The sequence below is a fragment of the Acaryochloris sp. CCMEE 5410 genome (assembly GCF_000238775.2).
Lineage (GTDB): Bacteria > Cyanobacteriota > Cyanobacteriia > Thermosynechococcales > Thermosynechococcaceae > Acaryochloris.
The window spans coordinates 267,996-282,043 of sequence record NZ_AFEJ02000006.1; the positions used below are offsets into that span (position 1 = coordinate 267,996).

Sequence of the window (14,048 nt, forward strand, 5' to 3'; positions counted from 1 at the left end):
TTGCCCTGCCAGCAATATAAACCTTGCCTTAGAACTCAACTAAATTTATCTTTGCCCCATCCAGCTTGACTCCCCGCATTGAACTAACCGCAAATAACGCTCGATTTAGAATAGCTCCACTAAAATCAGCATGATCAACCCAGGCTCGTTCGAAATTGGCCTGGGTTAAATCTGCATTTCTAAATACTGCATGTTCAAGGTTTGCAAGAACAAAGATAGCTCCTTTAAGAGTTGCCCCAGTAAAATCAGCTCCTCTCAATTCAGATTGCCAGAAATCAATCTCTCTTAAATCTAAGCCCTCAAATCTTCCACCCTTAATACCCAATGAAGGAAAATATCTTTCCCCTGCATCGTATGCTTCGATAACTTTCCCCGACTTATTCTCTATTGCATCCTCAAATGAATACGGGTTCCGCTTACCTGCATCCCATGATGTGCCCAGAAGGACACTATCATACTGACTACAAAATTTGCTCAATTCGCGTTCGCTGAAGCGCCACTTCCCATCAATACAAACACCTGGCAAGCTACCTCGACAGACTCCGTTCATTAACTCGTCTTCAGTGACTCTCAGGAATTCTGCAGCTTCATGGGGCAGCAAAACCTTGTCTATTTGCTGGGGGTGTTGGGTGCTGGTGTGATTAGTTTTCATGATTCAAGCTCCTTTGATTTCCCGACCTTGACAATAAAGTTGAGCGCCAATCACTAGACTAGGGGTATCCCATACATCTAGTGAGACAAGCTCCCATTCATCGCGATCACGCAGATCTCCAGACCTGATATCAAAAACGGATGAACGGAGAAATACCTCAACGTCATCCTTGCGGATAGGGGTTCGCTCTTCATCACCGCATGGATCGATGTAGCGGAGCTTGAGAAGGTTGCAATATTCCTCATAGGGAGCAAGGGCGTAGCAAGACTCCCCAAACTCTTCAGCCTCTGACTGGCTGTTGAACAAATTAAACGCTACTTCAATGACGTACTCACCACAATCCCAGCCAGTGACTGACTCGTGCTGAGAATTCCAAGGGTATTGAGGCAGTGTATTGACGTTGAGGCGACCTTCCATGATTGCCATCAATTCGGGATAAAACCCCCAACGGAATCGGGACAGATTCAGCCACAGATACCAGCTCTTATTGCCTACCTTAATATCAGGATCTCTTGGCCCTTGCCAAATGTAGAGAAGGTCTATCTCTATCGCTGAATCATCGTACTCACAAATCTCATAGCCAAAGAATTTGACCAGTAGGTGACACACCGATTCTGGCAGTGGTTCGATATCATTAATCTCGTAATGATCATAGCCTTCATAGATTATGTAGTAGGCATCAAGCTTTGCTTGGGTATGGGTTCTGGTTGGATGTCGAACGCAAGTCATCTTGCTTTTCAGATAACTGGCCTCATGGGTGATCCAGAAAATACTTGGATTGGGAGGCACCTTAATCACTTTTTCTGTAGCCACTTCCTCAATCAAAGGTATGTCAGCACCCGTGGCTAGATTTACCTTTCCGCTCAGGATACTGAGGACTCTATTCAAGCTATTCAGACTTAAGTTTATTACTGGGTCGAAAACCCAGCCTCTATCGGAAAAGCGATGGGATGCATATACCCGTTTCCAATCATTACCACCGATGAGTTGATTAATCGTGATACGATTTCCCAGCTGCTCTATGTCTATCGTCGGGATGTCCTCAAATGGTCGGCCAAATACTCGCTGGGTAATGCAGAAGCTCTCAGGCTCATCAGTGCCAGCCTCAAAAAACTCGATAGCTTGCTCATAAATATTGTGAATATCAGAACTTCCATTACTTGGGTTCGCAACCAAGGATACTTTTGGAGTGTTGATGTATCTTTCGTAATCCTCAAATCCTTGAAGCGTCATGGCATGAACCTCAAGGGTCAAACCTGGCTTATACCGTCGGTGGTTAATACCTGCCATTAATTCAGGGTTTAACAGGCAATCTGCAAGGTCGGTGTGGGTCTCTTCATCTGAGAAAAACAGATGCTTCCAGTTCCAAACGTCGTACAGATCAATCTCGTCAAGTTCTATTTCTGGGTCCACATTTGGCTGATGCGTTGCACCATAATATTTCTGCAATAGGTAGCAAACATGCTTTGAAAATATGGCTTCTTCTAGATTTGGGAAGTCTTGAATTGCATTACGTCCGTATTCCCATGCGTCCCAGTGGATTGAAAGGATGTGCAAAATGGATTCAACTAAATCAAGCTTAGTGCCAGGAAATTTAATGTTTGTTTCTGTTGGCTTATTAATGCGAGGGCCAAAGGTAATCCAGTAAACGGGGTTACCCACGGGAGTAACTGCGGTTTGCATCGCTATTTCCTCCATTGATTAATAGGTATGAAGTGGATAATTTGCCTAGGCATTACAAGTTCTGTGCAGAATTTGAAGTGCCTAGGCAATACAAATTTCAGAGAGAAAACAAAAAATTAAACAGCAGGATTCAACTCAGGCATATGAACATGAACATCGCTGTCCTGGCTCACAAATTCCCGGCACTGTTCAGATGGATCGCCTGTGCAACCAAAGGGGACAACCGCACAAGCGCAGGGACGCTCGATTATGTACTTACACCGAATACAGCAATTAAAAGAACGGAAAAGAGTTTGCTCCACACTCGGCTCATCTTCTTCATCCTCATAGCCCAAAAGTGATTCATCTGGTTCATCAAGATCAGGGCGCATTCCCCATTCAATTTGACCGTCCCGGATGATCGGCCAAATCTTCTCCTCACGGTAAAACCGCTCTGTGTCGGTGTAGAACGTCCCATACTTGGCAGGATGTTCCCATAGATGTTCATCTGAGCAAATTTCAACTGCCCTCAACAATGGCGTCAATATACTGCCATCCACTCCCAAGTCCGAGAGCATCGCCATCAAATTCCATCTTGCTTGTCGCTCTCGTTCGCCTAATGAAGCTGGGGCTGTGTTCACCCTGGCACGTCTAGATGCCACCTCACCCATTGCTCCCAATCGTTGCACTATCTCTGCCATCTCTTTTTCGATACTGGCAAGCTTTTCATCCAATTCAGGATTTAGGACGACATGGGTATGCACTTGCGGATCATCAGCTCTGGTCCCTCGTCTAGCTTCAGAATTCCCGGCGAGGCTGTCGGGCTTTTTATCTTGATCAGAGCAACCTTCGCGAGGTTCCGACAACCAACACCCAACGACAGCGAAAGATATCGTAAATGGAATTGTAAGCGCCCAAAAAGACAATGAAAGCTTTTCTCCTTCCTTTTTAGGTAGAGCGATGAGTCCTACAAAGGTTGAGATGGCGATGACAATAAAACATGCAATTGCAACACTCTCCCACTTCCAGCCCGGAGATTCATTTTGGGTTTGAGTATTTGCCATAACTACCACCCATAAAATCGCTGGACAATGCCCACCCGGATGCTCTCAGCTATCTGAGACTCAGGCTCAATCAGCGGGTTAAACTCTGACAGCCAGGACGAAACCCGGTCTAGGATCTGGTCTGATGGCAGCCCTGTGCATGGGTCTGGGTGCTGACCGTAGTCGGTCTGGTGGTCAATCCAGGCTTGCTCGATGTAGCCGAAAAAATAGGTTCGTTCCATTGGGGTAACCTCGTTATAATTTAGGCAACGATTCGATCTAGCGCTCTCCCAGAGCAGGAAGTGATGGGAGGGCGTTTTTGTTGTGGCTGGGGTGAATTCTGGGGGTTGGTATTGGGATTTGGGATGCTCAATGAGCGGTCGAAAACCATCGCATCCAGGCAACATAGAATCCATCTCGAAACTGAAAGTTTGGAACCTTATTCCGGTTTCGTATAGATTGACCCCAGAACCCGGTCACACATCGCCATGCCACAATCCTTCCATTCAGGGCTAGCCGTTGGGTCAGTCTTGCGTCGGTAGGCAATCGCGTATGCCGCCATCTCAAGCAGAATGCAATGGTCTTCTTCCATCACTGAAGCAATGTGATAACACAACATCCAGACCAAGGCTTCTACTCTGCATGAGTCATACCGCTCATCAAGCCCACCGATCTTGTGCCAGCTCTCCAGTTCATTGAGCAGCAATTCAAGCGACATATCTAGAAGGTCTGGATACTTTGTGAAAGGTGGCTCCTTTGAGGCACATCGATAACGGTCAAGGGCTTGCTCTTTTTCCAGCTCTCGCTGGAGATTCTTGCGATAGATAATCTTGCCGTCAACGTCCTCCCAGATGAGGCCCAGTTGATCCACGACGCCATTAAAGATATTGCCCTGGCCCCAATCAGCAAGCGCCATATTAGCAATCTCCTCCGGGCGGGGTCGGTGGCGGGCCATCTGAATGTAGCCAAAGGCCATATCGCGACCTTTCATCCGCAAGAATTCTCTTTCCTCGGGGGTTCGCGTAGCAGCACAATCCATGATTTTTCTCCTATGGTCTAAGTTCTGGGGTAGGGATTGGTGGACAACTATCGAGCCTCAAACTTCCTTCCCAGCCAGGTCACGGGAAACCACAGCCCAAAGGCAATCAGGGCAGATGCGAGATTCCAGTAGATGTGGTATTCAGCGAGGCCAGCAGTGACAATATTGGTCTTCAACCCTGACCACTCATTCATCAGCTCCAAAACTTCCAGCGTTTCTTTGGTACTGCTGTCCTCAGTTATCTCAGGCAGGACAATATTGGCTTTCTCATACTGATGATAGAAATGCGTGGACAAGGGGCGGGCCGCTCTGGGGATGGGGTGCATCATCACCAGATAAAACCCCAGTGACACGCCGATAGAGCCGACAACAATACCTCGGGCCAAGGCACAGAGAGTTTGTCTGGACGGTAGGGAAAGTTTCATGGGAATATCCTCAATTGTTCGTCAGTTGATTAACGGAATCATTCAGTCGTTTTGTCCTCAGAACATCCGTCTGAACCATCGGCGGGGCGGTCTGTGCGGAACTGGAATTGAGTACGGGTATTTTCCAGAATTGTGCGGGTCATCGCTTCCTGGTTTTGTGGGTCGTACCAGGGCAAGGAGGAGGTTGGGTATGGGGTGTGGTTCATGGATGGAGGTTCCTTGTGTGGCGGGATGTTTTTTAGGTGTGATATCGGGGAGTTGGTATCAGGGATGCGATGGCCGAAGGCCGACCGGAGGTCATCGCATTTCTGCATCGCTGGTATCACCCGACATCGTCATCCTGGTTACTCTTGAGACGGAGCGGTGCTACCAGATCCTGTGATGCATACACAAAAACAGCAAATGCGTAGAGAAGAACACAAGCAATCGCAATCAGAACCGGAAGCTTGTTATCGTCGGGAATGCTTTGCAACTCCTCAATCCAGTTAAAAAGTGGCTTGGTAGACTTAACGATATGCAGCTCCACACAATCAAAGGATTGTCTGCACGGTTCAGGAGCAGTGAGATATCCCAGTGACATACTGATGACTGTCATCACTGGTGGTAGTCCTATAAATAGAAGTCGCCAGTGGGTCATCACCGCTCGGTCGAAAGATTTGATGCCCAAAAGCAAGCCAGAGACTATCGAATCTTTTATGGATGGTTTCTCGGTTGTGGGTAATTTAGTCATTGTTGTTATCTCAATATTTTTTCTCAGTACAGGAAAGTTTCTGGACTCAACGCTCAAGATTGCTGATCGGGCTTAGCTGGTGTCCGACTCTCGTCTTCACCACCCCACGACACAATTGCCGTTGCTATGCGGTGGGTCGCTGAGTCGTCACCTCGATGTTGCCGATCCACGAGAAGTAGCAGAGTGACAGTATTGAACCCGACCAGCACCAACAGGATGACCAGCATTCCTCCCCAACCAGAGGCCAGAAGGCTACTGTCTTCTAAAGCGGGATATTTGTTCGCAAGACTCACACCCAAAAACCGACTCATCCCATAACCGAGAGCCAAGCTAACCACTACAGTGGCGACGACATGGGACGACTTGCGCTTAGGCAAATTCTCATCTCCAAAAATTACCTTCCAAAAGGCAGCATCTAAACGAGAACTAAAGCGCCCAATGCGGCGAGGCATCCGCTTAATGTTCTGGCTAAAGCGTTTAATAAGTGGCTGTCTCTTATTCATCAGAAAAACCTCCAGAATCCTTTGATGGGAATATACGGATTTTTTTGGTGAGGCTCGATATCACAGAAAGGATGGGCCAGAAGCCATCACGACTCCCAGCCCAAGCCGTTCTACAATTCGCCCCGAATCTCTTCAATCACGCCATCACGGAGGACAACCTCGACCTGCATCTTGCGAACCAAATGGTCGCCTTGCTTGGCGTAGAAATAGCTATCAATTTGACCTTGCTCAACTTCTTCACCCAAGTTCAAGGTTTCAATCTGCTCCAGTTGCTCTAAGACTTGGTTCTTCTGTTCCAGCAGTTCGCCTTTGCGCTCATTGGCCTGGGTCTGGATACCTTGGATTTGAGTCTGAGCCTCGGCAACCGTGCTGTTATCAGCTCCGACAATTTGAATGGTGTGTTGACTCAGTTCCCCGACCATTTGTTGGACTTGGGTATCCAGTTGGGTTAGTTGTTCATCTAATTGGTCAGATTGGGACTGGAGCTGCTGACGGGCCTCGTCTTTCCAGAGGGGAGTGACGATGGCCTTGACCAGGATGAGGCGTTTGAGAAGAAGTTGATTGGATGATGGAGTCTGGACCCACAGTTCTGGTTTGGGCTGAGTGGGGCGGTCTTGGGTAAGCATATTCCTTGCTCCTTAATTTCAAAAGTTGGAACTCTTGATGGGAATATACTGTTTAAATTTTTGAGGCTCGATGAAAGGGTGAAGATAAGGCAGAGTCAGGGTTGTGGAGATTGGGGGGTAAGACTGGATTTGCGGTATCGCAATTCGCATCAGGGAGGGTTAAATGAGTCCTTCAGCTGGGTAAACCCGAACATCTAAGCCGATTTCAGTTGGGCCATCATCAATAAAAGTTTCTGGTTCTTGGAAATCAACCTTGCGGGCCTCCGTTTCGCTGACTTTTCGGTTAATCCCTTCATGGATAAAGAATGTTCCCACTGGAATATCTCCAAAGCGAGGATGGACCCAGTCTTCAGCTATAGATTCAAGATGAGGGATAACACCTTCATCGTCATCCAACCAACCATTCTTAATGAGCGATAGCCCTTTGTCCTCTAATAAAACAAGGATTTCAAGGGCTGCTCTCTCTGGAGTATTCCGGGTGATGATTTCGGTGATTTCCTTCCTCAATGTCGCCATCTTGGTCACTCCTTAGAAAGCTCTGGGGCACATCTGGGACACTCTTAATGACAGACTTTATTGAATGGAGTTCGATCCGGTAAGTGTCCAAAAGTTGGTATCAAGGATGTGATAACAACTAAGCAGATGTCAAACTAATCACAATCGAGCTGGGGGAGTTTGAGTGTGGATCAGAAAGTAAGCCATACATGCCTATCAAATGGGAAAAACCTGGTGATTCGACCCGCGACAATCAACGATGCAGCAGCGCTACGTCTGGCTGAAATCGCTATTACAAATGCAGGTATTGGCGTGGTGCAAGGAGTAGATGATATCCCAAGCTCGGATGAAGAATATGGTGAACAACTTAAAAAGCTCCTAGAAGTAGAAAATGCTGAACATAACATTTGTTTTGCCGTATCAGAATATGAGGGTGAAGTCATAGGCTTTGCTCAGATAGAGCGTTCCAAACCTCAGCTTACGCGCCATATCGCTACCGTCTCCATCGGTGTACATCCGTTAAGGCAGGGGATTGGTATCGGTCGAGCGCTGATGAATTATCTTCTCGATTGGGCCAAACATTCTGACAATCCAAAAATTACCCGAGTGGAACTCAATGTTCTAGCCGACAACTCTAGGGCCAGACACCTTTATGAGAGTTTAGGGTTTGAATTAGAAGGAATCAGAAAACGCTTCGTACGCAACAACAAAGGTCAATACTTTGATGATTGCATCATGGCTCTTTGCTCGATGAGACCTCAGTATAGACAGAATATCACCGCCAGAGAAAAAAGAGCTGCCCCTCCAAAAAGAACTGGGTAGCTCATCATAGCTGAGAATAGGGGTTGCGAGGATTGGAGGAAAAGGACAAGAGTGGGGTTATCTGGTATCACAGATGAGATCGCAACTCGCATCAGCGTTAGGAGAAGTCACAGCCCTAATTCATGACGATCAATAAAAATCCCACCTTCAAAATAAGTGGGTGAGCCAATTGATATGGCTTCCCCGAATGATTCAAATAATTGCCATAATGCCCATTTAGAGAAGCCCTCTCGATCAGCTTCAGGTGGAACAGTCCCTTTGCGATGCAAGTGGGAATAGCCTTCAGGCGTGAGCTTGACCTTGACGGCATGGTTTAGGCTTACATTGATTTCCTGACTATCCATCAGTTCTCCTTCTTAAAAGACAAGTTCTATGAGCTGGTATCGACGTTGCGATCGCAGTCCGTATCACTTGGGATTGAACTTGCGATGGCCTCCGGTCGGCCTTTGGCCATCGCACCTGGGCCTAGGAAATTCTAAGGATCTCGCTAGAAAGCCTTAAGAGGACTGATGGAACCATAAGGCCAATCCCCCATATTGGATGTCAACCCCTTGGGCGTGTCACGACAACCAAAAGTCGGATCAGCCCCTAAAATTGAACCGTATTATTTGGCGCACACCTCCTTTGCGCTAGCTCTTTTTCAGACCTAACACGACACTTTCAGGTCAAAACGACAACCCGTGATCGAAATGACAACCCGTGATCGCTCGATTATTTTGTCTGAGATTTTGAGGTTGAGACTGAGTTGGAGCCGTTCTCTGAGTCGCGGATTTACGCCGGTAACTATCGGCTTGAATTTCGATAATCAAACCGTGATGAATTAAGCGATCAATGGCAGCCACCGCCATCATCGAATCAGTGAAGATGTCATCCCATTGGCTAAAGGGTTGATTGGCTGTAATCAGCAGACTCTTACGTTCATACCGATGCGCAATTAATTCAAACAGAACGGATGTTTCCGCTTCCGACTTTTGCAATAGCCCAAGTCATCCAACACCAACAGATCATAGCGGTCCAGTTTTTGAGCATTGGATGCAGTTGCAGTTGGAGCTTTGCCTGTTGTAATTGTTGGACCAATGCGTTGGCCGCAAAGAACTTCACTCGTTTACCAATTCCAGCATTTTTGGGAGACCCCAGTGGCCAAATGTGTTTTTCCGACTCCTGAGGGACCCAGAATAAGACAATTCTCGGCCCGCTCCAACCACCCTGGATCTGCGGCTAATTGCATTAAGGGAGCTGGATTGAGCTGGGGGCAATGGCTAAAGTCAAAGTTGGTAAACTTTTGCGTTTGGGAGTCTGGCTTCGGTGAGAGCTCGCTTTAGACGAGCTTGTTCTCTTCGTTGAGTTTCCGTTTCGCACAAGGCCAGTAAGAATTCCGCATAGGACCAGCTTTCCTGCATAGCTTGGGATTCGATAGATTCCCAATGGGTCAGCATGTGGAGAGCCTGAGCTTTTTAAATAGAGGCTCAGGTGTTGGTAGGGGCTTAGCGGGGACTGAGTAGGAGGGAGGAGTTTGTCATAAAGTTCAAGTGAATGTTGTTCAATGCTGAGGTCAGGAACCTGCTTCATCTGAGGAGGCTCAAACTGCTTTTTCAGGCGATTGAGGGTGAGACTGGACGCCTGGAGTTGCTGCTGTAAGTATGCTGCTACGGCCTGCTCTTTATCTTGAACTGCAGCAATATAGAGACCTTCAACCATGATTTTGGCAGCCTGCTCCAGGTCAAATTGAGCTTTGAGCTGTTTCCAATTTGGCGGTATTCAGGATTGGGAAGTAGGTCTGATTGCCAGGTGCAATAGATAAAAGCACGAGGCTTCAATCGCATTGAACCAATCACATGGCGATAGTTGATGCAACGGTCTCGACGTTTGCCTTTGCCACTGACGCGTTTCTTGGCAGTTCCACAACCGGGTGTCGTTCCAGATAGCCGACAATCCGGTCGTGGTATAGATGCAGTTCCAATTGACGGCCAATTAGCCGAGAAGGAACGGTGTATAGAATGCAGCGGACATCAATGGTGCTGCGTTTGCTGACTTTGGCCGTGAGCACTTCATAGTCAGGGGTTCGATATTTAGGTAAGGGTTGCAGATGCTCTTTTCCTGCTCATACTTGGTTTGGCACTGCTGATTTAACTTGGCGACCTGTGCATCAATCAAGGCTTGATATTCAGCAACGCTCGTAAATCTGCACTGCCGCGCAGATAGATCGCCTGCTTAATTCGGTTCTTCAAATGACCATGGGGAGACTCGATTGAACCGTTTTCATGGGCTATACCTTTGTTGTTACGAGTGGGTTCTAGCCGATAGTGGTCACACAGTTCGTCGTACAAACGCGTGAGATTTTTGGACCGACGGCCGCCCATGTTGCGATAGGCTGCACTCAAACTATCGGTACGATGCTGTTTAGGAACACCTCCACAGGCTTCAAAGGCATTTGTAATCCTTCTGAAAGGGCGACAAAGCTTCGCCTCCTTGGATAATCTGGGCATATCGCCAGCCGCTATATCCCAGACGGTAATGGTATATCAGATGCTCAAACGGTTTACCGGCAATGGTAATCGTGATGCCCTTGAGTTCTGTAAATCGGAGAACCCTTGTACCCCTGGTTCATGACGTAGTTCAAACATCACTTCAGGGCTCGGACCATGCAAGGCTTTCCACGTTCTTACCCGACGTTGCAGGGTCCGCAGGACTTGGGGATACTGGCCTGGATATTTATCCTGCAGATACTCGTACAGGGTCATGGGTTTGAGGCGCGGGTCTCGACGCAGCATTGGCTCTAGCTCGTCTTCCCACACATCCGCCAAGGGGTCAGGGACGGTGCGTTGGTCCTGCATGCGGCCGCGATTAGGTTGATGGGTACCGGCCTCAATTCGTTGGCCGGTTCGGGGGGATATTTCGGCAATGTAAGCTGCATCAGCTTGTTTCAAGCCGAGGTCTCGTCCGTTCATATAAACACGAGTATGATAGGAATCAATTGTTTTGTTAGGCACTTGTACAGCCCTCTATCGAATGGGGATGTTAAAGTGTCTTTTTTCTTGAGATTAAATTCTAGAAACGCGATCTCACACATCGTTTCTAGAGAATTGAGATTTTGTTTTATCCCTCTCTGGGGATGACTGGTTTCTTCATAGCTATAGCCGACACGACATCGTCATTAATCCGTCAGCTCGATTGTCGTCTAATACCCCCAAGAAAGAGGAGACGGGTAATCGGGTGAGACAGCGCAAGACCAATGAGGGTTATGACAATCCATCCGATGAATATCAGGTAAAACGGGTGTTTTTCACGACTAACATTAATATCACCACTGAAGTTCATTTGACCCGCCTGGAATAAATAAATGTTCAGGGCGACCAATCCCATACCAGCCATAAACCAGATCACTAAAAGAAAAGGGTTCATTTTGAATGACTCCTAATTATTTGAGCTTCAAGTTAGTAATAGGCAGATTGTCCAAAAGATCAAAATCAATTTAGAACACCCTCTCAGCCACACCTTTCACATCGCTAACCGACTGCTGCCCAAACCAGTAGCCCACGGGACCACCAAGCAACGTTGCCCCCAGGACAAACACGGTGATGATCCGTTGCCACTGGCCCCAGACCTGCTCGTGGTAGTCCTGGTTGCGGAGTTGCTTTTCGCTGGCGAGGGCTTGCTCTTGGCGGTCGTTGATGAGTTTATGCTCACGGGCCTTCTGCGCCAGCTCCACTTCTAGAGCTAGCGCAGTGACAAAGTGATGCACCATGTCTTCGGCAACGGAAGCCCCTAATCCTCCACATGCACCTCTAATAGCGGCTTTCCCGCTGGTTCGCCCTCAATCAGCAGCTTGGCCGCAGCCTTGACCTCGGGTGACTTCATGCAGCGCTGCATTCCTCTTCGCAGCCGATCATCCACGTACTGACGGGCTTCCCGCTTGCGCTCCTTCATCAGAGAGAGCGCGTCATAGACAATTGCCTCTGACAGCTCATCAATGGTTGAGTCCAGCTCATTCAGAGAAAACCCTGCGGTGCTGGTGGTTGCCTCCTCCTCAGTGGCATAGCTCTCCAGCTCCTCAACAACTGCGGTCACCGGGTCCACGCCCTCTGCGACTTTTTTGCAAGCAGCACTAAACAAGGGGACATACTCACTGGATTTGGAGTCAATTCCTTCGTTGGCAATCGCTTTGCAGATATTCTCTGCACTGACTTGGTGCAGGGAGGCAACATGCAAGCACCAGCCATGACGGTAGGATTCCGCTTGGCCTTTTTCCCTCAATTCAAAAACTGCTTTGAGGATGTCCACGTCATAGACATCCTGAGTCATCCCGCAGCCTTTGAGCAGATGGGTGAGCTTACTACTTTCGATACCGATTTGGTCAGCTAATTTCTTAGTCACTGTTAAAAATCTCCATTAATGAAGGTGGGTCATTCTCTTGCTGGGAATATACTGTTAAATTTTCTTCGAGTCGTTGCTCTGCCTCTTCTGATGAATCCACTGAGGGTGGCTGAGGAAGGGCAGCAGGCTCAGCAGTCACTTCTGGCGATGGCAGAGCAAGATCATTCGCTAATTCCAAGAGCATCTCAAGCTTGTCCCTGGTAGCTCTGATTTCCCGCTGCACTTCAGATTGAGAGCCACCCTCCAATGCCATACTCAACGGTTTAAACGCTGCATATAACGTGTTAAAGCACCTGTCCTGGAAATCTCTCTTGCCGTAATGGTCATAGACTCTAGAAAAGACCTGAGCGCGGTCAGTCTTCATCGACCACTCGGTATTGATGATGAATCGAAACGTTTTTTTCTTAGGCATGGGTGGCCTCCCTTTTTGGTGGGTTCTCTAACTTCAAAACGGGCTTAGCAGATTGCCGCCACACTAAATAAGAATCAATCAGACGAAGCTGCAAATCCCTGCTAAGTCCCTTACCCGCTGTTGCTATAACCTCCCTACGGACGCTATCCAAGATGTCGGCCTTACTCGCACAGAGCTGGGATAGATAATCAAACCAGAACACCGCACCACCCCCAGCGATGTAGATCTTGCGGGAGTTCATAAAGTCGGTGTCTATGGAGAGCTGGTCCGCTAACTCTCCCCAGATCAGAGCCTTGGCCTCATCCAATGCCCGGATCTTGGCCTCGCATTCCTTCTCACTCATCATCTTCATGAGGTGCTGAGTTAAACCACCCTTGCCCCATGCTCGTGCTTCTGAAAAGAGAAGCTCCGCTCCCGTCAGCTCGTTGCTAAAAGCATGAGGGAAGTTCTGCAACAGACGCATCGTTCCCCATCCGCCCCAGGTAAACGCATTGTTAGAAATGTCCGTGCCGGGTGACTTGAGGCTGATGCTGGTGATATCTCGGTGACCAAACATCAGAATCGAGCAGGGGAACACCGACGCATAACTAGCAATCCCCGCTCCCTCTGGGTGGACATCAACCCGTATCGGCGTGCAAGTTAGGCTCTCCGTTCCATAGTTGAATTGCCGAAGATGCTTGAAAATTAATTCCTCAGCAGCTCTAAAGTACGCCTTCTCATCAGATGGCAGCAGTAAGTCTATCTCAACTTCTACCCCTGACTCAGACTGCTGGACGTAATACCCCACCACACTCAGAATCTTGGCAATCGCATGATGGTTTTTAATCTGGTTGGGTTTGGTCTTCAATACCGAGTCCTCAGCATAAGATCCCACCACCCAGCAATGGTTGCCAAAAGACAAGTAAGACCCCTGCTTGTTGTTCTCCAAATAAAGGTTCTCGTAGTAAGCATCCGTCACCTTCCTAGCCCTGGGAACCTGGAAGATGGTTTCCTCTATCCCGACTTTCCCAGGTCCAATCACTTGAACCCATCCCTTTGTCCCGGACGCACCCAGGTCAAAACAAAACTTCGCTCTATTTTTTTTCATGGCGACTTACCTCGATAACATAAATGTCCTTGTGGCCCATCGGAATGCGAGCAACCCCATCAGTGTTCGGATGGTTCTGCTCATCCTTGATTTGTTTTCGATTCATTTTTTGCAGTTACCTTGAATGCACCTATTGGGGATATACGGTTTTTTTAAATCCATGCGAATTCATGCGGAC

General features: G+C 48.0%; 21 protein-coding genes and 1 pseudogene. 2 read left to right on the top strand and 20 right to left on the bottom strand.

The window, feature by feature from the left end; all coding sequences use genetic code 11:
• Positions 1-28 precede the first annotated feature (28 nt).
• From ON05_RS36155 to ON05_RS36205, 11 genes are all read right to left on the bottom strand, one after another.
• Positions 29-601 (bottom strand): pentapeptide repeat-containing protein, encoded by a 573-nt coding sequence (locus ON05_RS36155; RefSeq protein WP_262562675.1) that lies wholly within the window; start codon positions 599-601, stop codon positions 29-31.
• A 54-nt stretch (positions 602-655) separates the two neighbouring features.
• Positions 656-2,335 (bottom strand): hypothetical protein, encoded by a 1,680-nt coding sequence (locus ON05_RS36160; RefSeq protein WP_010481626.1) that lies wholly within the window; start codon positions 2,333-2,335, stop codon positions 656-658.
• A 116-nt stretch (positions 2,336-2,451) separates the two neighbouring features.
• Entirely contained in the window at positions 2,452-3,378 is a 927-nt protein-coding gene (locus ON05_RS36165; RefSeq protein WP_262562676.1) for a hypothetical protein, read from the bottom strand.
• A gap of 2 nt (positions 3,379-3,380) precedes the next feature.
• Entirely contained in the window at positions 3,381-3,773 is a 393-nt protein-coding gene (locus tag ON05_RS36170; protein WP_262562677.1) for a hypothetical protein, read from the bottom strand.
• A gap of 23 nt (positions 3,774-3,796) precedes the next feature.
• The gene (locus tag ON05_RS36175) at positions 3,797-4,396 is read right to left on the bottom strand and encodes a hypothetical protein (RefSeq protein ID WP_010481632.1); all 600 of its coding nucleotides are present in this window, start codon (positions 4,394-4,396) and stop codon (positions 3,797-3,799) included.
• 47 nt (positions 4,397-4,443) lie between these two features.
• The gene (locus ON05_RS36180) at positions 4,444-4,821 is read right to left on the bottom strand and encodes a hypothetical protein (protein WP_010481634.1); all 378 of its coding nucleotides are present in this window, start codon (positions 4,819-4,821) and stop codon (positions 4,444-4,446) included.
• A gap of 38 nt (positions 4,822-4,859) precedes the next feature.
• Positions 4,860-5,027, bottom strand: a complete 168-nt coding sequence (locus ON05_RS36185; RefSeq protein ID WP_175307307.1) for a hypothetical protein — start codon at positions 5,025-5,027, stop codon at positions 4,860-4,862.
• A gap of 116 nt (positions 5,028-5,143) precedes the next feature.
• A complete protein-coding gene (locus tag ON05_RS36190) occupies positions 5,144-5,551 on the bottom strand; it encodes a hypothetical protein (RefSeq protein WP_029315837.1) in 408 nt (135 codons plus the stop codon).
• A 53-nt stretch (positions 5,552-5,604) separates the two neighbouring features.
• Complete coding sequence (locus ON05_RS36195; protein ID WP_029315838.1) at positions 5,605-6,054, bottom strand: hypothetical protein; 450 nt, start codon at positions 6,052-6,054, stop codon at positions 5,605-5,607.
• A gap of 110 nt (positions 6,055-6,164) precedes the next feature.
• Entirely contained in the window at positions 6,165-6,680 is a 516-nt protein-coding gene (locus ON05_RS36200; protein WP_010481640.1) for a YlqD family protein, read from the bottom strand.
• Positions 6,681-6,839: 159 nt separating this feature from the next.
• The gene (locus ON05_RS36205; RefSeq protein WP_010481642.1) at positions 6,840-7,196 is read right to left on the bottom strand and encodes a hypothetical protein; all 357 of its coding nucleotides are present in this window, start codon (positions 7,194-7,196) and stop codon (positions 6,840-6,842) included.
• A gap of 165 nt (positions 7,197-7,361) precedes the next feature.
• Between ON05_RS36205 and ON05_RS36210 the strand changes: the two genes are divergently transcribed.
• On the top strand, positions 7,362-7,997 hold the full coding sequence (locus ON05_RS36210) for a GNAT family N-acetyltransferase (RefSeq protein WP_262562678.1): 636 nt from the start codon (positions 7,362-7,364) through the stop codon (positions 7,995-7,997).
• Between the two features lie 107 nt (positions 7,998-8,104).
• Here ON05_RS36210 and ON05_RS36215 read toward each other — a convergent pair whose 3' ends face one another.
• From ON05_RS36215 to ON05_RS36235, 5 genes and pseudogenes are all read right to left on the bottom strand, one after another.
• Complete coding sequence (locus tag ON05_RS36215; protein WP_010469418.1) at positions 8,105-8,341, bottom strand: hypothetical protein; 237 nt, start codon at positions 8,339-8,341, stop codon at positions 8,105-8,107.
• Between the two features lie 321 nt (positions 8,342-8,662).
• Positions 8,663-9,517, bottom strand: a pseudogene (gene istB / locus ON05_RS36220) (IS21-like element helper ATPase IstB).
• Between the two features lie 311 nt (positions 9,518-9,828).
• Positions 9,829-10,044: a Mu transposase domain-containing protein gene (locus ON05_RS36225; RefSeq protein ID WP_262562679.1), complete on the bottom strand. Its 216-nt coding sequence runs from the start codon at positions 10,042-10,044 to the stop codon at positions 9,829-9,831.
• A gap of 103 nt (positions 10,045-10,147) precedes the next feature.
• Positions 10,148-10,483, bottom strand: a complete 336-nt coding sequence (locus ON05_RS36230) for a hypothetical protein (RefSeq protein WP_262562680.1) — start codon at positions 10,481-10,483, stop codon at positions 10,148-10,150.
• Positions 10,484-10,519: 36 nt separating this feature from the next.
• Positions 10,520-10,987, bottom strand: a complete 468-nt coding sequence (locus ON05_RS36235) for a hypothetical protein (protein WP_262562681.1) — start codon at positions 10,985-10,987, stop codon at positions 10,520-10,522.
• Between the two features lie 181 nt (positions 10,988-11,168).
• On the opposite strand from ON05_RS36235, the gene ON05_RS36240 reads away from it, so the two are divergent.
• The gene (locus ON05_RS36240; RefSeq protein WP_175307319.1) at positions 11,169-11,333 is read left to right on the top strand and encodes a hypothetical protein; all 165 of its coding nucleotides are present in this window, start codon (positions 11,169-11,171) and stop codon (positions 11,331-11,333) included.
• 136 nt (positions 11,334-11,469) lie between these two features.
• Here the strand turns inward: ON05_RS36240 and ON05_RS36245 are convergent, their stop codons facing one another.
• From ON05_RS36245 to ON05_RS36260, 4 genes are read right to left on the bottom strand one after another with little or no spacing between them, the layout of a single operon-like run.
• A complete protein-coding gene (locus tag ON05_RS36245) occupies positions 11,470-11,742 on the bottom strand; it encodes a hypothetical protein (protein WP_010482306.1) in 273 nt (90 codons plus the stop codon).
• Between the two features lie 20 nt (positions 11,743-11,762).
• On the bottom strand, positions 11,763-12,371 hold the full coding sequence (locus ON05_RS36250; RefSeq protein WP_010482304.1) for a hypothetical protein: 609 nt from the start codon (positions 12,369-12,371) through the stop codon (positions 11,763-11,765).
• Positions 12,364-12,783 carry a hypothetical protein gene (locus tag ON05_RS36255; protein WP_010482303.1) on the bottom strand — a complete coding sequence of 140 codons (420 nt, stop codon included), beginning with the start codon at positions 12,781-12,783 and terminating at the stop codon, positions 12,364-12,366. Before ON05_RS36255 ends, ON05_RS36250 begins: the two co-directional genes overlap by 8 nt.
• Complete coding sequence (locus tag ON05_RS36260) at positions 12,776-13,870, bottom strand: hypothetical protein (RefSeq protein ID WP_010482301.1); 1,095 nt, start codon at positions 13,868-13,870, stop codon at positions 12,776-12,778. Before ON05_RS36260 ends, ON05_RS36255 begins: the two co-directional genes overlap by 8 nt.
• Positions 13,871-14,048 lie beyond the last annotated feature (178 nt).